Here is a 22,510-nt window from a genome sequence, read left to right on the forward strand (position 1 = left end):
AAACGGATATGGGAATCCTTGAAGTCAAAGGCATCAACAAACGGTTTGGTGGCCTGCAAGCGCTGGGTGACGTGAACCTAAGCGTTGAAGAAAACACGGTGCACGCAATCATCGGGCCAAACGGGGCGGGCAAGTCAACCTTGCTGAACGTCTTGGTCGGCAAACTGATCCCCGACAGTGGGTCAGTGATGTTTGACGGGCAGTCAGTCTTGGGGCGCAAGCCACACGAGATTAACCAGATGGGGATAAGCCGGGTGTTCCAAACACCCGAAATCTTCACCGATCTGACCGTGTTTGAAAACGTGATGATCCCCTGCTTTGCCAAACGAGATGGCGCATTCCGGATGCACGCGGTGGAAAGCATTTTTGCGGAAAAAGGCATTCGTGCCCAAGCCGAAGAAATGTTGGCAGACGTGAACATGTTAGAAAAACGCGACATGGTTACGTCTAGCCTGTCGCGCGGCGACAAACGGCGTCTGGAAATGGCAATGTGTCTGGTTCAAGACCCCAAGCTGTTGCTTCTTGATGAGCCAACAGCCGGGATGGCGCGGGCTGACACGGAAAACACGATCGCTTTGCTCAAAGAAATCCGGGCGAAACGTGGGATCACCATGGCCATTATTGAACACGATATGAACGTTGTGTTCTCTTTGGCCGAACGGATCACTGTTTTGGCGCAGGGCACCCCCCTTGTCGAAGACACGCCTGAAAACATCAAAGGCCACCCAAAAGTGCGCGAAGCCTATCTTGGCGAAGCTCAGGTCTAATCCTTCATCCAGCGGCCAATTTCGTTCACCGGAATTGGCCACAGGCTTTCACGAAAGCTTGGCACCCCGGAGAATACCATGAACAAACCTTTCAATAAACATGCGAACAACGCCGCGACGCACCCAGCATTCCTCAGCGTTTGGGAAATCGAAGCTTACTACGGTGAAAGTTACATCGTACAAAACGTCAGCTTCAACATCCACGAGGGTGAAATCCTCGCGCTGCTGGGACGTAACGGAGCTGGCAAGACATCAACGCTGCGCACCATCGCGCGGCTTGATGACCCTGCCCTCACCCACGGCGAAATCTGGCTTGACCATCAGCCGCTGCACGAAATGAAAAGCCACCAAGCAGCGGCAGCAGGCATTTCGCTCGTACCCGAAGATCGTCGCATCATTCCCGGCCTGACCGTGGAAGAAAACCTGCAACTTGCGCAAATCGCACCCCCGCACGGCTGGTCGTTGGAACGTCTTTACGAATTGTTCCCGCGTCTTGGTGAACGCCGCAAGCAAGAAGGCGTGACGCTTTCTGGTGGTGAACAGCAAATGCTGGCAATCGCCCGCGCCCTTGCCCGCGACATTAAGGTGTTGTTGCTTGACGAGCCATACGAGGGTCTGGCCCCCGTCATCGTGCAAGAAATTGCCAAGACATTGGGCATCATTCGTGATCAGGGCATCACAACCGTGATTGTTGAACAAAACGCTGTTGCTGCCCTGAAGCTCGCGGACCGCGCGGTGATCTTGGACACCGGTACCGTTGTGTTTGACGGCTCTGCCGAAGAAGTTCTTGAGAACGACGAATTGCGGGCACAATACCTCGCAATCTAAGAAAATTCGTCAGATGTTTGAACCAGTTTTCAAACATCTGACGCGCCTTTGTTAAGGCTTTGGTAATCTCCAAGCGCGATTCTATGCGCAAGCCGTTTTGGCAAATGCGAGGTCACCACTATGGAAATTACCCCACTCACCACTCCAAAAGCTGTCGCGACAGTTGCCCCTGTCACACCCATCCCGCAGACTGTCGACACGAAGGTGCCAACGATAGCGGCGCTTGATCGGTCGGCCACTGCGCTCGCTCAGAAACCGTTTATCGCACCAATTGTGAATGCCAAGTTAGCGGGTACCAGTTTTTCAGAAAAAGACTCTTCTATGCAGGCGCCAGAACGGGTTCTACGCCCTTACAGTGTCCCGATGCTCCCTTACGATGACGACGATGCGCCGACAAAGCCCGCATCCGAATTATCATCTTTGGAGACTGCCGCCAACGACAGCCCACAGACAGTTGAGGGCCTACCAAAAACGGCATAACGCAGCATTTTCATATTGCTGCGCTTCCCCCTCCGGCTGGCTTGCCCTATAAGAACTCTTACGCATTGTGACGTTACGTCGCAAAACCCAGCGAATTCAGGGCAACGGCCGAGGATATAATGAGCAAACAAACCTCTCACGACAGCGATGTCAGCTTTATTCAGGCTCTTGCAGAGCTATTACGCGACAACGATTTGACCGAATTGCAGGTCAAACGCGATTACGGCGAAAACGATAGTTTGAATGTGCGCGTCAGCCGTCAAACGCAGACAGTTGTACAAGCCGCTGTCGCCGCTCCTGCGGTTCCCGCAGCAGTACCGATGGCCCCTGCCGCCGCCGCAGCGGCCCCAGAAGCATCATCAGATCCGGCGAGCCACCCCGGCGCAGTCACATCACCTATGGTGGGCACGGTCTATATGGCCGCCGAACCCGGTGCGACCCCATTCGTGGCTGTTGGCGCAACCGTCAACGAAGGCGACACATTGCTCATCATCGAGGCGATGAAAACAATGAATCACATTCCCGCGCCACGGTCTGGCACGATCAAACGCATCTTGGTCGAAGACGGCGGCGCCGTTGAATTTGGCGCCCCTCTTGTGATCATCGAATAGGGGCTGCCCATGTTCGACAAAATTCTTATTGCCAACCGCGGTGAAATTGCGCTGCGCGTCGTACGTGCATGCCGCGAAATGGGTGTCAAATCTGTTGCGGTGCATTCCACAGCCGATTCCGACGCGATGCATGTGCGCATGGCGGATGAGGCCATCTGCATCGGCCCCCCATCATCAGCACAAAGCTATCTATCGTTCCCAGCGATCATTTCCGCCTGTGAAATCACGGGCGCACAAGCGATTCACCCCGGGTACGGATTTTTATCGGAAAACGCAGGCTTTGTGCAGGCGCTTGAAGACCACGGGTTGACGTTCATCGGCCCCACAGCCGAACACATCCGCACCATGGGTGACAAAATCACCGCCAAGGACACTATGAAAGCCCTTGGCGTGCCTTGTGTCCCCGGGTCGGACGGCGGCGTGCCGACGTTGAAAGACGCGCAGCGTATCGGTGCTGAAATTGGCTACCCTGTCATCATCAAGGCGACAGCAGGTGGCGGCGGACGCGGCATGAAAGTGGCGCAAACAGCCGCTGATATGGAACAAGCGTTTCATTCGGCACGTGCCGAAGGCAAAGCCGCCTTTGGCAATGATGAAGTCTACATTGAAAAATACCTGACCACACCGCGCCACATCGAAATCCAAGTTTTTGGTGATGGCAAAGGCAACGCTGTACATCTTGGCGAACGCGATTGTTCACTGCAACGGCGTCACCAAAAGGTGCTCGAAGAGGCACCCGGCCCCTGCATCACCCAAGAGCTACGCGACCGTATCGGTAAGGTCTGTGCGGATGCGGTTGCAAAAATCAACTATATCGGCGCGGGTACCATCGAATTCCTGTTTGAGAACGATGAATTCTATTTCATCGAAATGAACACGCGTTTGCAAGTCGAACACCCGGTCACAGAAGCCATCTTTGGCGTCGATTTGGTGCGCGAACAGCTGCGTGTGGCATCCGGCATGCCAATGTCGTTCACGCAAGATGATTTGCAAATCGGTGGGCATTCCATCGAGGTGCGGATCAACGCAGAAAAACTACCCAACTTTGCGCCCTGCCCCGGCACCATCACGCAATACCATGCCCCCGGTGGGCTTGGTGTGCGGATGGATAGTGCGCTTTATGACGGCTACCGTATCCCGCCATATTACGACAGTTTGATCGGGAAGTTAATTGTTCATGGTCGTGATCGCCCCGAGGCATTGGCGCGCCTTGCCCGTGCGTTGGACGAGCTAATCGTGGACGGGGTCGATACGACGATTCCACTGTTCCACGCGCTGCTGAACGAGAATGCCGTGCAAACTGGCGAATACAACATTCACTGGCTAGAGCATTGGCTCGAAGAAAACCTGAACGGCTAGACTAGAAACGCGGTCCGAAATTTCGGACCGCGTTTTTCTTGGTGCAACTTTATGCAAGATTTATCCGCAGAATTACTGCTATCAGCCTACGCGCAAGGGGTGTTCCCCATGTCCGAAGGCCGTGACGACCCGGCGCTGTTTTGGGTCGACCCAAAGATGCGCGGCGTACTGCCGCTCGATGGGTTTCGTATTTCACGCAGCCTCGCAAAGACCTTACGCCGCGGGCATTTTAAAATCAGCTTTAACACCGCATTTACCAAGGTTGTCCAAGGCTGCGCTGACCGCGATGAAACATGGATCAACGGCACCATTTTCGACCTTTATGCGACCCTGCACGCGCGGGGCGACGCGCATTCGGTCGAAGTCTGGGAGGACCGTCGTCTTGTAGGCGGCGCATATGGCGTCGCTCTTGGGGCTGCATTTTTTGGCGAAAGCATGTTCAGTCAGGCAACGGATGCGTCCAAGGTTGCATTGGCCTACTTGGTGGATCGTTTGCATATCGGTGGGTTCACGCTTTGCGACACCCAATTCATCACGGATCATCTTGCGAGCCTTGGCGCGATTGAAGTCACGCGCGCGACTTATCACATGCTGCTTGCTGATGCTTTGAAACGCCCTGCATCGTTCAACCTGTCGGGTGATGCCGTTCCGTCCGCTCAGGACGTGATACAGCGCAACGCCCAGACGTCGTAGCGTTGATGGTCCATCGCGTTCAGCGCCGGCGATGATGCAATCATCCAGCCTGAGAAAACGGGTTCCGCGTCACTGCGGTAGCGAATGACAAGACTGATATAGGCATCACCCGATGGGTTATCGACAGGATAGCGGCATTCATTCAAGGTAACTTGCAAAAACCCCAGACCGCCCATTTCACCAGACTGCAGTGTCAGATCGACATGATCGCCTGTTAGCTTGTCCAGCACACGGACAACGCCTGCGCTAGCGGTCACGGCGACTTCGCTGTTTTGGGATTGTACGGAGTCAAACCCTTGCGTATCGGCATCGTCATCTTGCAACAGCCCCGATAGATCGAGCCCATCATCCTGCGCAAGCGCAGCGATTGGTGCGTAAAATGCTGCCAATAAAACGAATGAAAAAGGCTTCAACATCACACAGTCCGCCCTATTCCGGCGTCCATGCCTCGTAATCGCTGCGAACAGCGGGGGGCGCCTTGCGGATGGAACCGGCAGGCGCGTAAGCCGCAGCAGTCCCCGTCAGGTTCTCCTGATGCGGTTGTTCCCAAGGCTTGTGCACAATCGCCACCTCTGTCGGGGCATCATCCCACGTGTGGTGCAGCCAGCCATGCCATTCGGGACCGACGCGCGATGCTTCGTTTTCGCCGTTATAAATCACCCAGCGGCGGCTATCGTCTGCGTTGCGATAAAAAATATTGCCTTGTGCATCTTCGCCGACTTTCGTGCCGTTGCGGCTGGTCCAAAGCTGCGTCCCAAAGGACTGGCCATCCCACCAGGTAAAAATGCGTTTGATGTTATGACCCAGGCTCATGTCACGTCTCCGATTGTGTTACCACTGCATGCCTCAAATCGGCAGAAAGGTCTAGTCTGCTTTGAGCGCTGCGCGATATGCGGTCAGCTCAATCTCAATCTTGTATTTCGGATCGACAAGCGCGCATGAAATCATCATTGCGGCCGGCGGGTTTGCACCAAATGTTTGGGCCAACACTGGCCAGCAGGCTTCGAATTCAGCTGGGTTGGGCACCACATAATTGACCCGCACCGCATCTGCGAAACTTGCCCCTGCGTTGGCCAAGGCATCTTCGATCACAGCAAGCGCCGCACGGCACTGATCCACGATATCGGGAGATACATCATCACCCGGCGCCACGGTACCAGCGACATGCACCCACCCATCGGCCACAACCGCGCGGCAATATCCGACCTTATCTTCGAAAATGCCGCCCGATTTGATCCGCTTCATCTTAGCTTGCCGAAGCCGTTTCTTTGGCTTTCTTACCTTCGTCGTGGATCATCAGTGGGGCCACATCGGATGTGACAGCCTCTTCATTCACCACAACCTCGGTCACGGTATCCATGCCCGGCAGGTCAAACATCGTATCAAGCAAGATATCTTCCATGATCGACCGCAAACCACGTGCACCTGTTTTGCGTTCAATCGCACGTGCAGCGATGGCCGATAGCGCGTCATCTGTGAACGTCAGCTTTGTGTCTTCGAGTTCGAACAGGCGTTGGTATTGCTTAACCAATGCGTTCTTTGGCTGTGTCAGAATGATAATCAACGCATCCGCGTCAAGATCAGTCAACGTTGCAATCACAGGCAAACGGCCCACAAATTCAGGGATCAGACCAAACTTTAGCAGATCTTCAGGTTCGAGATCTTGGAATACTTCGCCCACGCCACGCACATCAACGTCTTGCACATCGGCGCCAAAGCCCATGCTGGTGCCTTTGCCGCGCTGTGCGATAATCTTGTCGAGTCCGGCAAATGCACCGCCACAGATGAACAGGATGTTGGTCGTGTCGACCTGCAAGAATTCCTGCTGCGGATGCTTGCGGCCACCTTGCGGCGGTACAGAGGCAACGGTGCCTTCCATAATCTTCAGCAGTGCCTGCTGAACGCCTTCGCCCGACACATCACGCGTGATCGATGGATTGTCTGACTTACGGGTGATTTTATCGACCTCGTCAATATAGACGATGCCACGCTGTGCGCGCTCAACGTTGTATTCAGACGCTTGCAACAGCTTTAGGATAATGTTTTCAACGTCTTCACCAACATAGCCTGCTTCGGTCAATGTGGTAGCGTCGGCCATTGTAAACGGCACGTCCAAAATCCGCGCCAAAGTCTGTGCAAGCAAAGTCTTACCACAGCCCGTTGGGCCGATCAGCATGATGTTGGATTTCGCCAGCTCAATATCGGATTTATCGGCATGGTTCAGGCGCTTGTAGTGGTTATGCACCGCCACCGACAGCACGCGCTTGGCATGCATCTGGCCGATGACATAATCATCAAGAACCGTACAAATCTCAGTTGGGGTTGGAACACCGTCGCCAGCCTTCAGGCCCGCGGTTTTTGTTTCCTCGCGGATGATGTCCATGCACAATTCAACGCATTCATCACAGATAAACACGGTTGGTCCCGCAATCAGCTTGCGCACCTCATGTTGGCTTTTGCCACAGAAGCTACAGTAAAGCGTGTTTTTGCTGTCGTTTCCGGTCGTAGTCGCCATCTCAAACCCCTTGGCCTATTGGCCCGTCAAACATAAAGTCGGGCTGCCCTATCGCAAGTTTAGGGCAGCCCGGCAAGGTCCACAATGTCAAAATGCCCCGGAAAGGGTCACGTTTTCATCGTACTTAATCTTCAGCTTTTTCGCGGTTCTCGACGATTTCATCAATCAAGCCCCAATCTTTCGCCTCTTCGGGCGACATAAAGTTGTCGCGTTCAAGCGCCGCTTCGACTTTTTTCAGCGTGTTTCCGGTGTGTTTGACGTAGATTTCGTTCAAACGTGTTTTCAGCTTTTGGGTTTCAGCCGCGTGGATCATGATGTCCGTTGCTTGGCCCTGATACCCGCCTGACGGCTGGTGAACCATCACACGGCTGTTAGGCAAAGAGAATCGCATGCCCTGATGCCCGGCCGTCAGCAAGAGCGAGCCCATCGACGCCGCCTGCCCGATCACCAGCGTGCTAACCTTGGGTTTGATGTATTGCATCGTGTCATAAATCGACAGACCAGAGGTCACAACGCCACCAGGGCTGTTGATGTACATGCTGATTTCTTTTTTCGGGTTTTCTGATTCGAGGTGCAGCAGCTGCGCCACGATCAATTGGCTCATGCCATCATGCACGGGGCCATTCACAAAAATGATCCGTTCTTTCAGCAGGCGCGAAAAAATATCATAGGCGCGTTCACCCCGGGCGGTCTGTTCAACGACCATTGGGACAAGGTTCATGTAGGTCTCGACGGGGTCTTGCATATGTAGTGCCTCACTCTGGGACAGCTCTGTCCTAATTCAAAAGTCCTGACAGAGTCTTAGTGACACCCGGCAGGGGCTTCAAGGGTGGCACGAAACGTTTGACGAATCGTAAGCCGTGACTTACGGTAAGCCATGACATACCAACATGCAATCACCGCCCTCGCTGACCCCACCCGCCGCGTCATTATCGACCGCCTGCGCGAGGGCCCAATGGCGGTCGGCGCCATCGCAAATGGCATGAACATCAGCCGCCCCGCCGTCAGCCAACACCTGCGCGTGCTATCAGATGCAGGGTTATTGACGGTCACACCATCGGGGAACCGCAGGCTTTATGCGATCGCCCCCGACGGCGTCGACGCATTGCGTAAATATCTGGATAGCCTGTGGGATGATGCGCTCAGCGCTTTTGCCCGCGCGGCCCATGAAAAAGCAAAAGGACAATAGATGAACGATCCAATCCACAAAATCGTCAACGTACCATTGAAACCCGATGAAGCCTTTGCCCTTTTCACCGATGGAATCGACAGCTGGTGGCCCGGCGGGACCCATTCCGTATCGGCCAGCGACGGCAAAACCCCGCGTCAAATCTACATTGAACAGCACAAAGGCGGCAGGATTATTGAAACCAAAAAAGATGGCGAAACCTGCATCTGGGGCGAAATCATCGCCTATGACCCCGGCGCGTATCTGTCGTTCACGTGGCATCCGGGCAAAACCGAAGCCGAAGCCACAGTGGTGTCGGTCAGTTTCAAAAGCACCAATGGCGGCACGAAAGTCGACCTCACCCACGGCGGCTTCGACATCCTAGGCCCGCTCGCAGATGCGGTCAGCACAAGCTATGTGACGAGTTGGGACATGGTTTTGGGATGCTACTGCGGGGCGGTGAAAGTGACCGCGTGAGCGATACCATCCTCGCGCATAAGTGTGGAAGGCCATCTTTGAAATAGGATTAGATACATTCACCAACAGGAACAGCGCTTCGCAGGACACGGTTTTGGGGCGATAGCCCGCCACCGGGTTTCAATGCGGTTCCCGGACCTGAAACTACAATACGGTACTGGCAACCGACTGTTAGCAGGTCATACAACTCTTCCCTATTAGGGCCGAACCAAGGAACCCAAGTAGTCTCAGGCAGTTCAAAACTGCCGTGATCAGAGACAACGAGGCCGCAATAGTCGAGCCATGAAGACCCTGCCGACGGCCCGCTGGATCTATGACGCCTTGGCCCCAGAAATCTTCGATCAGATCTGCATGATCGCGCAACATCATTAGATAAGACCGTTACCGTTTCGGTTTGCCGTATCACCACATTTGGCAAAATCATCACGCCTGCAAGAAGAAGACCAAGAATCGCAAGACTACGCACCAAACGTTTTTGCCGGGTCAATTGCTCTTCATTTGGGATCATTACCTACCAAACCTAAATTCTACCGACACAATTGTTGCTGCCCATTTCCAAATTTTGCTTGTCCTACCGAGGTAAGTAAAGGCCACAACTTTACGACAGAAACGCTAAAGATTACCCCACATGAAACAATGTCCCGAACAGTTTCGGGTCAAGGCTTTCGCTGGCAAATGTCTCGCCTTCGGTCAGCACAGATACCGCGTCGTGGCTGTGCAGGCTTTCTTGGTGGCTGGCGATTACCCGAAAATCTGTAATCCGCGCGTCCGCTTGCATACTTTCGGTAAACAGGCGCACCGCATCTTCGACAAATATCGGATTGGCGGCGTTGAGTTCAGCAAAGGCTTGTTCGTCCTCGCGCTTGACCATCACTTGGGTCTCTGTCGGGACGGCGGCGCGCGCCGCCTCGATCAGGTCCTCAAACCAGAGGCAGTCGCTACCCGGCGCGAGCAACACCGAAATCCGCGCAACGGATCGCTGCGAATGCGGCGTGGCAAGCTGCCCGCGGAACTGGCGCGCGTGCTCTGACAATTCAAGCGAACAAGGACATGTCGATGAATACACATAGTCCAGATGCATGACCTTTTTGCGCACACCGTCGGTTTCAACCAGTTCCAGCGCAATGTCGTAATATTGATAGCCAGACAGCCCAGACCGCAGGCTTTCCACCTGTATTGGAAAGGAAAACCGCATTTGGATACGCGCGTCAAAACTATCCAGATCAGCCTTATAGGCGTCTAATGCCCGTTCAATCACCTCGAAGCTAAAAGTTTCTTGGGCGTGTTTATAGAAAGTACGCATGATCCGGGACATGTTGATACCCTTCTTTTCCGCGTCTAGCGATACGGTCCCTGTGACCGACGTTTCCAACGTCAGATCACCACCGTCGCGGACTTGGAACCGGATCGGCAAGCGAAAATTCGAAATTCCAACATGTTGGATCTGCTGCTTGGCCCCTTTGATCAGGCTAGATGGGCCGTTTTGCAGGTCCGGCATTGTCGCACGGTAACTTTCATCCACCTCAAACGCATCCGGGTAGGCGCGCGCGAGGGCCGGATAGTTTGACACCTCTTGCCCCGGGATCAGACGCGATACCAACGGATCAAGCGTAGCAACCTCTTCGGCGGTCACATCCGCGGCCCAACGGCGCAACACTGCCAGTGCCGCTTCGGCATCGTGGCGGGTTGGCATCTCAGCCATATCAGGCAGATGTACATTCATTTCAGACTCTCCTTGTGCGGATACCGCGCCGGGACGTGCCGGTGCGGCCTCGCTCTTGTTGACCATCTCTTGAAAGATACGCAGCACATCTAAATTCGGATCAGTCATGGGTTCGCCCTATTCGCATATCGCGTGTTCAGCCCCGACCATAACACAGCATTCGTGTGACAACAGCAGCTGTTCGCTCTGGCATGGTTCACGCCATATGCCAGCAAAGGGGCGCGACGGTCGTCGTGCGCCCCTATCCTTGTCTGCGGTCTCTGGTCAGCCTGCAATCGCCGTGCGCAGGTCCGTCAACAGATCATCTGCGTCTTCAAGACCGATGCTCAACCGGATCAGGCCTGGTGTGATGCCCAGATCGGCTTTGACCTCATCTGTGAGCCGCTGATGCGTCGTGGTCGCCGGATGAGTGCTGATTGATTTGGCATCGCCAAGATTGTTTGAGATCGTGAATATCTCAAGCTTATTCAACAGCGCAAAAGCCGCGTCTTTGCTGCCTGCGTCAATGGAAAGCACCGTGCTGCCAGACCCCATTTGCGCATGCGCCAGCGCGTTTTGTGCGTGGCTGGCCAGACCGGGGTAGATCACATTGGTCAAATTGCCGTCAGCCTCAAGCGCGGTTGCGATCTTTAGTGCCGCATCCGCTTGTGCACGCACACGCAGCTCCAAGGTTTCCAGCCCCTTAACCATCAGCCACGCCGTAAACGGCGACATGGAGCCGCCTGTATGCTTCATATAGGGTTCAAGCGTGCCGCGAATAAACTCTTTGGTACTGAGGATCACACCACCCAAGGCACGCCCCTGCCCGTCGATGTGTTTGGTCGCCGAATAGACCACCACATCAGCGCCTTGGGCAATCGCATCAGAGAACACAGGCGTCGCAAAGACGTTATCGATAACGACCTTAGCGCCGACGGCATGGGCCAGCGCGACGACGGCTTTGATATCAACGACTTCGAGCGTCGGGTTGGATACGCTTTCAAAAAACACAGCCTTTGTATCCGGACGGATCGCGCTTTCCCAAGCGGACAAATCGCAGCCGTCAACAAATGTGACCTCAACCCCGTAGCGTGTCAAAATTTCTTCGAGAATATAAAGGCATGACCCGAACAGTGCCTTGGCAGACACCACATGGTCGCCCGCGCGCAGCATCGACATGAGCGCGCCATTCACAGCTGCCATGCCTGACGCAGTTGCAAAAGCGTCTTCAGCCCCTTCAAGCGCCGCGATCCGCTCTTCGAACATTGCTACCGTCGGATTGCCGTAGCGGGCATAGATAAATTCATCATCCCCCAAGGCAACAAAGCGCGCTTCGGCGTCTTCTGCGGTGTCATAAACAAAGCCTTGGGTCATGAAAATGGCTTCGCTTACCTCGCCATATTGGCTGCGTCTTGTGCCTGCGTGCACTGCTTTGGTCCGTTTGCTCCAGGTCGTCATCATCATATCCTCGCGCATTTGCGCATTAAAAAACCCCGACACCGGCAAAGGTATCGGGGGCATAAACCCGCAATCCCCTTTTAGCAGAATATTTAACGTGGCCCGCAATCCGGTAACAAATCGCCACAGCGACTGCATAGGCCCCACACCCGCACAGGTCAAGAAGAGGATCGTTACACAATCGTATTCGCGCCGTCATATAGCTGTAAAAATTATACAGCAAAGCTAGACCTATGTAACATATGGGTTTGGGTCGAATGCATTTCGCAGTGACACAGGATCAACGACCAACTGACATTGCGGTCAAATCCGCACTTGACCGCCTATCAAAACATGGCCCCGTCGTAATTATGCTGCATGGCTACAAATACGACCCCGATTTGCCGGAAGCTGATCCGCACCGCCTGCTCTTCTCCTTTGCGCCCCAATCAACCGGTAAACGTACAACGTCTTTGCCGCGTCAGCTTGGCCTCTGTCATGAAGGGACACTGGCAATCGGATTCGCATGGCGCGCGCGCGGGTCTATTTGGCGTGCGCATCGCAATGCCGCCCGTGCTGCACACGACCTCGCTGCGTTGATCCGCCAAATCAGACAGCTTGCGCCGACACGGCCAATCCATATTGTCGCCCACTCACTTGGGGCGCGCGTGGCACTTTGTGCGCTGGAACACCTAAACAAGGGCGATGTTGGTCGGGTGATCTTGATTACCCCCGCAGCCTTCGAGTGCGAGCTACGCAAATCCCAGCAGACCCCGGCAGGTCAAACCGCCGAGATCGTCAATGTACGCTCAAAGGCCAACTTTCTTTACGATCTGTTGCTCTGGCTCGCGCTGCCGCACTGGGGACGTACGATGTCCTTTGGACGGCTACGTTATCAAAATTTGCTCGATATGGTCATCGACCACGATGCAACATTGACAGGACTGGAAACCGCCGGTTTTGAAATGACGCGCCCAAATGTGCGTATCTGCCATTGGTCAGGTTACCTGCGTCACGACATCTGCGCCGTCTATCAAGCACTTTTGCAGCGCCCTAACACGACGCCGCTACCCTATTTGCAAGCATTGATTGACGCAAAGCCGCAACGTCTGGAGCGCGACCATTTGGGCGAGGCAACAATTCCTTAAGTACAATCGGCTAGACTGAGAGGGTCTCTCTGTCTTAGGTGCCTCAATGCAACATCGCGCTCATCGTTACCGCACTGAATTTCCAGTCGAAATGCGCACGCCAGTTGGCACCGTGCAAGGTAGGATCGCAGATGTAAACAATGATGGCGCGCGTATCGAACGTGCACGGCCGATGCACCGCGGCAGCAAGGTATCGTTTAGCGTGCTGGGGCGCCCGGTGAATGCGGTCGTTGTCTGGGCCACAAGCAACCAGATTGGGATCATCTTTCGCCCAAGACTGCACGACGATATCGTGGATACGATGCGCTATCGCCGCGATGGGCGGGTTGGTGCGCAGCGCGGCACTGTCGGCTTTGTGGCAATGCGTTAGTCTTGCACGTCTTCGGGTTCAACAATCAGGTATTTTTGCAGCCCGATGATTTGTACCCAGATGAACAAAAATAGCACGATGGGGAAGGCAAATGTTTCCAATTTCACCCAAAGGTCGGTGGATTGGGTCCGCCAAATGATTTCGTTTGCAACGGCAAGCGCGATGAACATGCCTGTCACGCGCTTGGTGAAAATCATCCAACCTTCGCGCTCCATCGGCAAGAATTCTTCCATGACGTATTGTAAATAACTTTGGCCACGCAGCAAACCGACACCCAAAATCCCAGCCATAAATCCGTAAACAATGGTCGTTTTCATCTTAAAGAAACGTTCATCATTGAAATAGGCAGTCAACCCGCCAAAGAAAATCACCATGAAAGCAGTAAACACCTGCATGCGGCTGAGTTTTCCAGTTTGGTGCCAAAGAAGGGCCATCGCCACCAAGAGAATCGGAATGAACACCAACGCGGCAACGATAAACCCAGAATATTCAGTCCCGCCAAAAAGATAGGTCTCGTCCTTGATCCTTACGTAGATCAAAAAAAACGCAAGCGTCGGTCCAAGCTCAAGCACTTGCTTTAAGATTGGATTAATCTGTTTTTCGGCCATTGGTGTCTCCCTTAGGCTCCCACTTCTACGATCACGGCGCCCAGTGCAACCAGTGCCATCAAAAACAAGCGGCGCGGTCCGACTTTTTCACCCAAGATAAACCATCCGATCAGTGCCGCGAAAACCGTTGATGTTTCGCGCAGAACTGCGGCTTCGCCAACCTTATCCAGTCGCGTCGCCATCATCACCCCGCCAAAGCTGACCCAAGCAATAACCGCCCCCGCAAACCCGCGCCACATCAAGGGCGCTATATCAATGCGGTCTGTCATCTTGCGATATCGCAAGAGGGCAAGCACTGGCATATCCAGCGATGTGACCAGAAAAAACCACGCCAAAAATGTAAACGGATCCGGTGACTGGCGAATGCCGTAGGCGTCATAGGTGGTGTAAACAGCCACCAAAACCCCACATAAAACCGCCCAAGCCAACCCGGATTTCAGTGCAGCTAAGTCGATAGTTTCTTCGGATAGGTTGCGCAGGGCCAGCAATAGAATACCGCCCGACAGGCACGCGACACCCACCCATTGCAGCGCATTAAAATGCTCGCCAAAAAACAGTGTCGCGGCAAAGACTGTAACCAACGGCCCGGTGCCGCGCACGACCGGGTAGACCACAGTGTATGCGGCCTTTTGATAGGCTTTGGCCATCGTGACCTTATAAGCGAAATGAACAATCACTGCGCCCACAAGGATAATCGCCGTTTTCATATTAGGCAGCGGCACAAGGAAAAACGCAACCGGCGCAGAAAGAACCGCCAACCAGCCATCAATCGCGCCGCGTGTTAGCCAAGGGTCAAACCGCCCTTTTTGCAACGCGCCAAATACCGCATGCGCAAGCGCCGAAACCAGCGCAAGGATCGTCGCTAAACGCGCGCCCTCGGGCGTGCCAGCGATCGCGACCAACCATTCGGATAAAGGGTTCAAATGTCGCCCTGTTTCCATACAAGCGCAATCGACACACCCGACATTGCAATGCCCAGCGCCGATGCAAGGTCAGCATCTCCTGAAATGTCTAAGAAAGGCACAACCGCCTGTATCCAGCCAAACCCGCGTTCAGATGTGATATCGACCTGCAGTTCACCTTCACGGTCCGAAACCATCCGCAAAAACGCCTGCCGGGTCGCCGTATCAACCTGAAACCGCGATACATCACGCATGGCTTCACCCAAGCTAACCCGGTTCACTTCGGACAGATCGACATCAAAATCATCCAAAAGGGATTGATTGACCGCTGCCTGCCCGTGCAGTTCAGTCATACGCAGCCCTGCAAGGCTTGTCTGTAAACCCGCAACATCGCTAAAATACGCGCCTTGCAACACATAGCTAACGGAAATGCCGCTTCCATCCGCATGGCGCAGGGTCACATCTTCGACCACCAGCATGCCCGATTCAGACAAATGACGTACATGCGCCTCAGCATCATAGCGCCGCGCACCTAGCACTAAGTCTTCAAGCCGCAGTGCGATTGCTTCGGGGATACCTGAACCCTCTAGATATGCCTCTGCCCCCTCAATCTGAAATCCGACCCTAGACACATCGGTGCTGTCCCAGCCGTCGTCAGAGGTATCAATCGTGCACCAGCCGCCAGGCCCAACGCGCACATCGCTTGGTAATGGGGCTTCGCCGTTGACCTCGAATGGGGCCATTGTGCCAACAAACATATCCCAGCTGTCTTGGCAGGCCTGTGTCGTCATACGGTCATATGCCAATACAGGCGACGCGGTTAAGCAAACTGCGGTAATCAGATATTTCATAGTTCGGTCCCTACCAATGCAGATGAGAATTCTTGCGGATCAAATGGCGCAAGATCATCGATCTGTTCGCCAACGCCAATCGCGTGAATAGGCAGGCCAAACTGATCAGCCAGTGCAACCAGCACACCGCCTTTGGCGGTCCCGTCTAGTTTCGTCATGACCAAGCCGGACACATCTGCCAATTGCTGAAAGACTTTGACCTGCTGTACGGCGTTTTGCCCAGTCGTCGCATCCAAGACCAAAAGCGTATTATGCGGCGCATCGGGGTCTTTTTTCCGGATGACCCGGACAATTTTAGCCAGTTCTTCCATCAGGTCAGCGCGGTTCTGCAAACGCCCAGCCGTATCGATCATCAACAGATCCGCGCCATCGGCTTCGGCTTGCGTCATCGCGTCAAAGGCAAGGCTTGCCGGATCGGATCCTTCAGGTGCAGTCAGCACAGGCACCCCCGCGCGGTCGCCCCAAACTTGCAATTGCTCGACCGCAGCGGCGCGGAACGTATCCCCCGCCGCAATCACAACCTTCTTGCCCGCCGCCTGAAACTGGCTGGCGAGTTTGCCAATCGTCGTGGTCTTTCCAGCCCCATTCACACCAACAACCAGCACCACTTGCGGTTTTTTGGCATAAAGCGGCATTGGGCGCGCGACGGGTTCCATAATGCGGGTAATCTCATCCGCCATCAATTGCTTGATCTCTGGCACCGATAGTTTCTTACCCAACCGCCCCTCGGCCATGTTCGCTGTTACCCGCAAGGCGGTATCAACACCCATATCCGCTGTGATCAACAGCTCTTCCAGCTGTTCGAGCATGTCATCATCAAGCGTGCGCCGCGCGATGGTTTCTTCGGCCCCGAACATACGGCCCAGAATACCAGCCTTTTTAGGCTCATCGGTGACGGGCTCAGGCGGCGGCGTGACTGGCGCAGTTATGGTCGGCTCTGGTGTTTGTGTAGTGGTGGCTTCACTACCCTCGCTCACGATGGCATCTAAGCCTTCGTCAATCTTTGACGATGAACCCGTCAGTCGGTTTTTGAGCTTTTTGAAGAACGACATACGCCCGCGCCTTTGGTAACCTATTGTTATGACCTAATCGCTTGGCGGCTGATTGAAAAGGCCCGGTCAGATTTCGTCGCTAAAATGCTGCATCACCAGTTTGATCGGATTCGGGGCCGCTTGCCCCAATCCGCAGATCGACGCATCTGCCATTGTCGTGCAAAGCTCACCTAGCAATGTCTGATCCCACTGGTCCGCCTGCATCAATTTGACCGCCTTTTCGCAGCCCGCCCGACACGGCGTACATTGGCCGCAGCTTTCATCCTCAAAGAATCGCAGCATGTTCAGCGCCGCATCGCGTGCACTATCTTGGTCTGACAACACAACAACTGCGGCTGATCCGATGAACGTCCCGTGTGGTTGCAAAGTGTCGAAATCAAGTGGCACGTCATTTAATGACGCGGGCAAAAGACCCGATGACGGCCCGCCCGGTTGATAGGCTTTAAAGACATGGCCCTCAAGCATCCCCCCAGCCGCTTCGATCACATCCGTGATCGTTGATCCGGCGGGCAAAAGATGCACCCCCGGCGAAACCACACGGCCCGACACAGAATAGGACCGCAGCCCAATGCGCCCATTCTTTGAAACTGTGTTGAGTATCTGCGGCCCTTCGCGGCAGATACGTGCCACCCAATGCAATGTTTCTATATTATGTACCAGCGTTGGCCGCCCAAAGACGCCAACCTGTGCAACAAATGGGGGACGGTGGCGTGGAATGCCGCGTTTACCTTCGATGCTTTCGATCATCGCGCTTTCTTCGCCGCAGATATAGGCCCCCGCCCCGCGACGCAGATCGATATAGCCGGGCTCTACGATGCCGGCTTGTTCCAACGCCGCAATCTCACGGCGCAGAATTTCAAGCACCGCCGGATATTCATCTCGCATATAGATAAAGCAGGTGTCAGCCTCGACGGCCCATGCGGCGATCAGCATCCCTTCAAGCATCAGGTGCGGGGTCCGTTCCAGATGATACCGGTCTTTGAGCGTCCCCGGCTCACCCTCGTCACCGTTCACCGCCAAATAGCGTGGTCCCGGATTCGCCCGTACAAAGCCCCATTTTTTGCCAGACGGGAAACCCGCGCCACCCAATCCGCGCAAGCCCGAGGTTAGCACCTTTTCTTGCACGTCTTCCCAGTTCCCATTCACGCGCAATGCTTTCAGCGTGTCATATCCCCCCACAGACACATAATCGGCGTAGGTTTCGTACACGGGCATGTGGGCGTGGGTATTATCATCCGCAATCGCTTGGGTCGCCTTAGCGACGGTGGCGTGATCAATATGGTGGTGACCGATTTCCAACACAGGCGCCGTATCGCAGCGCCCCATGCAAGGCGCGCGCACCACACGCACTTGGGCGGGGTCCATCCCTTCTGTCAGGGCAGTTTGTAATTGCTGCGCACCTGCCATTTCACACGATAGGCTATCGCAAACACGAATAGTCAACGCAGGCGGCGGCACCTCACCTTCTTTGACCAGATCAAAATGCGCGTAAAAACTAGCGACCTCATAGACTTCGGCCTGCGCGATCCGCAGATCTTCGGCCAAGGCACGCATATGCGCGGCAGATAAGTGGCCATAGGCATCTTGGATCAAATGCAAAAATTCGATCAGCAGATCACGGCGGCGCGGGCGATCGCCAAGCAGGTCTTGCACCTGCGTCCATGCCAGATCATCCAACTGTCGGCCCTTGGGGGTGTGGCGCCCCTTGCCCTTGCCTGATTTCCAAACGCCGCTTTGCGTGGTCTGTGTCATGTCACTGCCCCTGATAGATGTCGCGACCATATCGGGCAGGCGCGCAAACGACCATGCAAAAGCGACGTTTCGAGGACAATTTCAGAGCCAATAGTTTTCAGCGTGACGCAATTCGCTCTGCGTGCTACCGATTGAAAATGACCCCGCAAATGCGCCAATTCACGATCATTTCTTTACTTCCTGCGGCGCTTACTGGGATCGCGCTGAGTTTCGGTGGTTTCTGGATACTCATCGCCCTGATCTACCTGACCGGATTTGCGCGGTTGGTTGATGCCACGATAAAATCTGAACGGGTCGCCAGCGAATTTCCGGCGGGCACGGGGCTTACTGTTACCCTTGCGGGGCTACACTTTCTGCTCTTGGCGGCGACTGTTCTTGTTCTTGCGAATGGCCTGCATAGCACCCTCGAAAATATCGGGTTGTTTATGGCAACCGGCCTGTTCATGGGACAAATCAGTAACGCGAACGCACATGAGCTGATCCACCGTAGCAGCCGCGCCCTGCACCATTTGGGTATGTGGGTCTATATCTCTATGCTGTTTGGGCATCATACCTCGGCGCATGTCTTGCTACATCACCGCTATGTGGCGACGATGGATGATCCCAATACATCCCGCCTTGGCGAAGATTTTTACCGCTTTGCGCGACGCGCATGGGCCGGGTCATTTATGTTGGGATACAAGGCCGAAGCAGCCCGCCCGCGTCCTGCATGGCGCAATCCATATGTCACTTACGTGCTCGGTGCATTTGGGTTTATGATACTCGCGCTCGCGATCAGCCCCAAAGCGCTGCTGCTTTATATCGGGCTTTGCGCCTATGCGCAGATGCAGCTGCTGATGTCGGACTATGTACAACACTACGGATTGATGCGCGCCACCCAAAACAATGGCAAACCAGAGCCCGTCGGACCACAGCACAGTTGGAACAGCCCGCGTTGGTTTACCTCTGCGATGATGTTGAACGCGCCCCATCATTCGGACCACCATGCGCACCCATCACGCCATTTTCCCGCATTAACCGTGCCAAAGGACGCTCCGATGCTTCCTAAGCCCCTGCCCATTATGGGTGCAATTGCCTTGGTGCCGCCGCTTTGGCGACGTATGATGGACCCGTTGGTTGAAAGATATGCAAATGCTTAGATTATTTCTTTTGTGCTGCATTTTTGGCAATGCCGCACAGGCACAAAGCACCATGGATGCCGCCCGATTTGGCGCACATGTCACTGGGCGGACGATTACCTATCTTTATGTCCATGATGGCAGCACCGGGATCGAACGCTATCTGTCAGGACGCCGCGTGATGTGGTCATCGACAGCGGGCATTTGCCAGCACGGTGTCTGGTATGAAAGCAAAGGCGATATTTGTTTCCGCTATGACCACGACCCTGAACCCAAGTGCTGGACGGTCTATGATGAACCCGGAGGGATGCGTGGGGTCTATACGACGCGCGCACCCTTTACTGTGATCCGCGAAATGGAAGACCGCGATGATCCGTTGATCTGCAACGATCTGTCGTCATGATACCCGCACCTGCGGTCATGACCCGCTTTGGCTTATGCGATGCGGTTCTTGTCGATCAAAGCAAAATCGCAACCGTCTGAAAGGTGAAGCGCGCGGGCACCGGCGCAGTCGATATCCTTGATCATGCCGATGTACCATGCTCGACATGCTTTTGCGTGCACGTCTACTTTGCGATGGTGCTGACGCGGCCATCGGTGAATTCGATCTCTAAGGGGCCCTTGGCACCCGCAGCGCGTGTGACGAGCCCATCCGCCCCATGCACAACCGCATAGCCCCGTGCCAAGGTTGCCTTATAGCCCAGCGTCTCATGCATCCGGTCAAGCGTTGACAGACGTGCGGCACGTTCAGTTTGTTGACGCGTCGCGCGGTCCGACAGGCGCGTCATCGTTACAGCAAGCCGCTCGGATTGCCGCGTGATCCGATCTTCGAGCAACCCAGGCGTAAGCCTTGTGCAAAGCGTTGACAGGCGGCGGCGATCCTCTGCGATGCGGCGGTTCAAAATTCCCGGGCGCAGCGACGCCTCGGACAATTGCAGTCGTTTTTTGGCCGCCGCCGTTTTAAGCGCGGCAGGCAATCTGTCAGCAAGATGGTCCAACCGTTGTGTCGGCACGTTCAGCAAGCTGTCCTTGCGCGGCAGTGCGCGCCCCAAATCGCGGACGCGCTGCTGGCGTTGCGAAACGCCAGTGGTCAGTGCCCGGTTCAACCGCGCGGCTTGTTGATCGGCCCATGCTAACAGCTCCATCCGCACAGGCACCGCTAATTCCGCTGCGGCTGTTGGGGTGGGTGCGCGCATATCTGAGACAAAATCAATCAGTGTCGTGTCTGTTTCATGGCCAACTGCAGAAATCAACGGAATGTCAGACGCCGCCGCCGCACGCGCGACGATTTCTTCGTTAAAGCCCCATAGATCCTCAAGCGATCCACCACCGCGCGCGACAATCAGTAAATCCGGGCGTGGCAATGCGCCCCCCGGTGTCAATCGATTGAACCCTTCAATCGCCGCTGCAACATCGGGTGCGCAACGTTGCCCCTGCACAGCGACAGGCCAAACAAGCACCTTACGCGGAAATCTGTCGCGCAAACGATGAAGAATATCGCGAATAACTGCGCCGGACGGTGACGTAATCACGCCAATGATGCCCGGAAGGTATGGCAATGGCTGCTTGCGGTCAGGCGCGAACAAACCTTCGGCAGCCAAGGCTGCTTTGCGTTTTTCCAGCATCGCCATCAACGCACCTGCGCCCGCAGGCGCAATGTCTTCGATGATCATCTGGTATTTCGATTGGCCGGGAAATGTGGTCAGCTTACCAGTGGCGACAACTTCCATGCCCTCTTCGGGGCGATGCGCCAAGCCCTGCGCGCGGCCTTTCCAAATCACCCCGGAAAGCACAGACCGGTCATCTTTGAGATCAAGGTAAATATGCCCCGAACCGGGGCGCGACACGCGGCCCACCTCGCCGCGCACGCGCACATGCGAAAACCCGCCCTCAATTGCCTTTTTAACGGCACCCGAAAGTTCGGACACCGAAAATTCAGGCGTATTATCCGCCGGGCCATCATCAAACAGATCCATTAGTCATCCTTGGAGGTTGGTAATTGCACAGGCAGCGACGAATATTTCCATTGTAAAAACCCACTGATTGAAATGACCATCGCACCAAAAAACGCAAACACATAGGATGAAAATATCATCGCCATAGCAAAGGCCGCAAACCCAATCACCCACATCAAGAACTGCGAGAAGCGCATCATTCTATCATCGGGATCGGGCCAGTACTGCACCTGCGCGCGGCCAAATTCTTGGGCGTAATAGTCAAGCGTGCGTTCATACGCCGGATCATCTGCAAACGGCGGAAGATCCTCGGGGCGGTGGATCGTGCGACCGATGATCCGCGGACAGAAATCACGAAAATACGCTTTTTCATCAGCGATATGCAGCTGCCAGACCTGATCCACAATTGGCGAAGGTGTCAGATCTTCGCCCGTAGATCCAATCAGGTACATAAAGCGCCGATATTCCTCTACGACGGTGTAGCACACATCAACATCATAGCTGGTTGCATCGCGCAGCTGTTCAATGAGAGACCGCGTCAGTGGGCGTTCATGAAAACTATAGCCCTCAAGCCGATGCCAAAGCTTGCGATCACGTTTTTCTCTGTTCATGTGTCGCCTTTCGCACGCCCTGCCGTCAAAAATAACGCGGATCAACGCAAAAGGCCAAGCCCAATTCGCTGCGCACTTGTGATCGGTCGCATGCAGCCCTAAAACC

26 protein-coding genes, 1 pseudogene and 1 riboswitch are annotated in these 22,510 nt (G+C 54.9%); of the genes and pseudogenes, 13 read left to right on the forward strand and 14 right to left on the reverse strand.

Features of this window, described 5'->3' with window-relative positions; genetic code table 11:
* Positions 1-8 precede the first annotated feature (8 nt).
* The 7 genes and pseudogenes from DS901_RS11680 to aat form a co-directional block, all read left to right on the forward strand.
* A pseudogene (locus DS901_RS11680) lies at positions 9-527 on the forward strand (ATP-binding cassette domain-containing protein); the annotation flags it as partial.
* Between the two features lie 105 nt (positions 528-632).
* Positions 633-767 carry a hypothetical protein gene (locus DS901_RS19150; RefSeq protein ID WP_404932351.1) on the forward strand — a complete coding sequence of 45 codons (135 nt, stop codon included), beginning with the start codon at positions 633-635 and terminating at the stop codon, positions 765-767.
* Positions 768-845: 78 nt separating this feature from the next.
* Complete coding sequence (locus tag DS901_RS11685; RefSeq protein WP_113777130.1) at positions 846-1,595, forward strand: ABC transporter ATP-binding protein; 750 nt, start codon at positions 846-848, stop codon at positions 1,593-1,595.
* Positions 1,596-1,715: 120 nt separating this feature from the next.
* On the forward strand, positions 1,716-2,075 hold the full coding sequence (locus DS901_RS11690) for a hypothetical protein (RefSeq protein ID WP_113777131.1): 360 nt from the start codon (positions 1,716-1,718) through the stop codon (positions 2,073-2,075).
* 119 nt (positions 2,076-2,194) lie between these two features.
* Positions 2,195-2,686 carry an acetyl-CoA carboxylase biotin carboxyl carrier protein gene (accB, locus tag DS901_RS11695; RefSeq protein WP_113777132.1) on the forward strand — a complete coding sequence of 164 codons (492 nt, stop codon included), beginning with the start codon at positions 2,195-2,197 and terminating at the stop codon, positions 2,684-2,686.
* Positions 2,687-2,695: 9 nt separating this feature from the next.
* Complete coding sequence (accC, locus tag DS901_RS11700) at positions 2,696-4,045, forward strand: acetyl-CoA carboxylase biotin carboxylase subunit (protein ID WP_113777133.1); 1,350 nt, start codon at positions 2,696-2,698, stop codon at positions 4,043-4,045.
* 51 nt (positions 4,046-4,096) lie between these two features.
* A complete protein-coding gene (aat, locus tag DS901_RS11705; RefSeq protein WP_113777134.1) occupies positions 4,097-4,738 on the forward strand; it encodes a leucyl/phenylalanyl-tRNA--protein transferase in 642 nt (213 codons plus the stop codon).
* Here aat and DS901_RS11710 read toward each other — a convergent pair.
* The 5 genes from DS901_RS11710 to DS901_RS11730 all read right to left on the reverse strand — a co-directional run bounded on the left by DS901_RS11710 (position 4,702) and on the right by DS901_RS11730 (position 7,998).
* Positions 4,702-5,154 (reverse strand): DUF2155 domain-containing protein, encoded by a 453-nt coding sequence (locus tag DS901_RS11710; protein ID WP_113777135.1) that lies wholly within the window; start codon positions 5,152-5,154, stop codon positions 4,702-4,704. The two genes, aat and DS901_RS11710, sit on opposite strands and share 37 nt — an antisense overlap.
* A gap of 13 nt (positions 5,155-5,167) precedes the next feature.
* The gene (locus DS901_RS11715) at positions 5,168-5,551 is read right to left on the reverse strand and encodes an NADH:ubiquinone oxidoreductase subunit NDUFA12 (protein WP_113777136.1); all 384 of its coding nucleotides are present in this window, start codon (positions 5,549-5,551) and stop codon (positions 5,168-5,170) included.
* Between the two features lie 51 nt (positions 5,552-5,602).
* Complete coding sequence (locus DS901_RS11720) at positions 5,603-5,983, reverse strand: RidA family protein (RefSeq protein ID WP_113777137.1); 381 nt, start codon at positions 5,981-5,983, stop codon at positions 5,603-5,605.
* A gap of 1 nt (position 5,984) precedes the next feature.
* Positions 5,985-7,253, reverse strand: a complete 1,269-nt coding sequence (gene clpX / locus DS901_RS11725; RefSeq protein ID WP_113777138.1) for an ATP-dependent Clp protease ATP-binding subunit ClpX — start codon at positions 7,251-7,253, stop codon at positions 5,985-5,987.
* 124 nt (positions 7,254-7,377) lie between these two features.
* Positions 7,378-7,998, reverse strand: a complete 621-nt coding sequence (locus DS901_RS11730) for an ATP-dependent Clp protease proteolytic subunit (RefSeq protein WP_113777139.1) — start codon at positions 7,996-7,998, stop codon at positions 7,378-7,380.
* Between the two features lie 132 nt (positions 7,999-8,130).
* Here DS901_RS11730 and DS901_RS11735 point away from each other — a divergent pair, with 132 nt between their 5' ends.
* Positions 8,131-8,442 carry an ArsR/SmtB family transcription factor gene (locus tag DS901_RS11735; RefSeq protein WP_113777140.1) on the forward strand — a complete coding sequence of 104 codons (312 nt, stop codon included), beginning with the start codon at positions 8,131-8,133 and terminating at the stop codon, positions 8,440-8,442.
* Positions 8,443-8,898, forward strand: a complete 456-nt coding sequence (locus DS901_RS11740) for an SRPBCC domain-containing protein (protein WP_113777141.1) — start codon at positions 8,443-8,445, stop codon at positions 8,896-8,898.
* A gap of 619 nt (positions 8,899-9,517) precedes the next feature.
* On the opposite strand, the gene folE2 is transcribed toward DS901_RS11740, so the two are convergent.
* Both folE2 and metZ read right to left on the reverse strand, forming a co-directional pair.
* Positions 9,518-10,621 carry a GTP cyclohydrolase FolE2 gene (gene folE2 / locus DS901_RS11745; RefSeq protein WP_181820859.1) on the reverse strand — a complete coding sequence of 368 codons (1,104 nt, stop codon included), beginning with the start codon at positions 10,619-10,621 and terminating at the stop codon, positions 9,518-9,520.
* A 264-nt stretch (positions 10,622-10,885) separates the two neighbouring features.
* Positions 10,886-12,061, reverse strand: a complete 1,176-nt coding sequence (gene metZ, locus DS901_RS11750; RefSeq protein ID WP_113777254.1) for an O-succinylhomoserine sulfhydrylase — start codon at positions 12,059-12,061, stop codon at positions 10,886-10,888.
* A gap of 56 nt (positions 12,062-12,117) precedes the next feature.
* Positions 12,118-12,195, reverse strand: a riboswitch (SAM riboswitch).
* A 132-nt stretch (positions 12,196-12,327) separates the two neighbouring features.
* On the opposite strand from metZ, the gene DS901_RS11755 reads away from it, so the two are divergent.
* Both DS901_RS11755 and DS901_RS11760 read left to right on the forward strand, forming a co-directional pair.
* Complete coding sequence (locus DS901_RS11755) at positions 12,328-13,185, forward strand: alpha/beta fold hydrolase (RefSeq protein WP_220150234.1); 858 nt, start codon at positions 12,328-12,330, stop codon at positions 13,183-13,185.
* A gap of 46 nt (positions 13,186-13,231) precedes the next feature.
* The gene (locus DS901_RS11760) at positions 13,232-13,555 is read left to right on the forward strand and encodes a PilZ domain-containing protein (protein WP_113777143.1); all 324 of its coding nucleotides are present in this window, start codon (positions 13,232-13,234) and stop codon (positions 13,553-13,555) included.
* On the opposite strand, the gene DS901_RS11765 is transcribed toward DS901_RS11760, so the two are convergent.
* From DS901_RS11765 to DS901_RS11785, 5 genes are all read right to left on the reverse strand, one after another.
* Entirely contained in the window at positions 13,552-14,163 is a 612-nt protein-coding gene (locus DS901_RS11765) for an inner membrane-spanning protein YciB (RefSeq protein WP_113777144.1), read from the reverse strand. The genes DS901_RS11760 and DS901_RS11765 overlap by 4 nt on opposite strands.
* 11 nt (positions 14,164-14,174) lie before the next feature.
* On the reverse strand, positions 14,175-15,086 hold the full coding sequence (locus tag DS901_RS11770) for a DMT family transporter (protein WP_113777255.1): 912 nt from the start codon (positions 15,084-15,086) through the stop codon (positions 14,175-14,177).
* Entirely contained in the window at positions 15,083-15,916 is an 834-nt protein-coding gene (locus tag DS901_RS11775) for a hypothetical protein (RefSeq protein ID WP_113777145.1), read from the reverse strand. The genes DS901_RS11770 and DS901_RS11775 overlap by 4 nt, the downstream gene beginning before the upstream one ends.
* Entirely contained in the window at positions 15,913-16,968 is a 1,056-nt protein-coding gene (gene ftsY, locus DS901_RS11780) for a signal recognition particle-docking protein FtsY (protein ID WP_113777146.1), read from the reverse strand. Before ftsY ends, DS901_RS11775 begins: the two co-directional genes overlap by 4 nt.
* A 66-nt stretch (positions 16,969-17,034) precedes the next feature.
* Positions 17,035-18,720 (reverse strand): NAD(P)H-dependent oxidoreductase subunit E, encoded by a 1,686-nt coding sequence (locus tag DS901_RS11785; RefSeq protein ID WP_113777147.1) that lies wholly within the window; start codon positions 18,718-18,720, stop codon positions 17,035-17,037.
* A gap of 137 nt (positions 18,721-18,857) precedes the next feature.
* On the opposite strand from DS901_RS11785, the gene DS901_RS11790 reads away from it, so the two are divergent.
* Both DS901_RS11790 and DS901_RS11795 read left to right on the forward strand, forming a co-directional pair.
* Positions 18,858-19,859, forward strand: a complete 1,002-nt coding sequence (locus tag DS901_RS11790) for an alkane 1-monooxygenase (RefSeq protein ID WP_258546715.1) — start codon at positions 18,858-18,860, stop codon at positions 19,857-19,859.
* Complete coding sequence (locus DS901_RS11795) at positions 19,852-20,241, forward strand: hypothetical protein (RefSeq protein ID WP_147249914.1); 390 nt, start codon at positions 19,852-19,854, stop codon at positions 20,239-20,241. Before DS901_RS11790 ends, DS901_RS11795 begins: the two co-directional genes overlap by 8 nt.
* A gap of 163 nt (positions 20,242-20,404) precedes the next feature.
* Here the strand turns inward: DS901_RS11795 and xseA are convergent, their stop codons facing one another.
* Both xseA and DS901_RS11805 read right to left on the reverse strand, forming a co-directional pair.
* Positions 20,405-21,814, reverse strand: a complete 1,410-nt coding sequence (gene xseA / locus DS901_RS11800) for an exodeoxyribonuclease VII large subunit (protein WP_113777149.1) — start codon at positions 21,812-21,814, stop codon at positions 20,405-20,407.
* On the reverse strand, positions 21,814-22,404 hold the full coding sequence (locus DS901_RS11805) for a hypothetical protein (protein WP_147249915.1): 591 nt from the start codon (positions 22,402-22,404) through the stop codon (positions 21,814-21,816). The genes xseA and DS901_RS11805 overlap by 1 nt, the downstream gene beginning before the upstream one ends.
* Between the last annotated feature and the right edge of the window lie 106 nt (positions 22,405-22,510).

This window comes from Loktanella sp. D2R18 (assembly GCF_003318235.1).
Lineage (GTDB): Bacteria > Pseudomonadota > Alphaproteobacteria > Rhodobacterales > Rhodobacteraceae > Yoonia.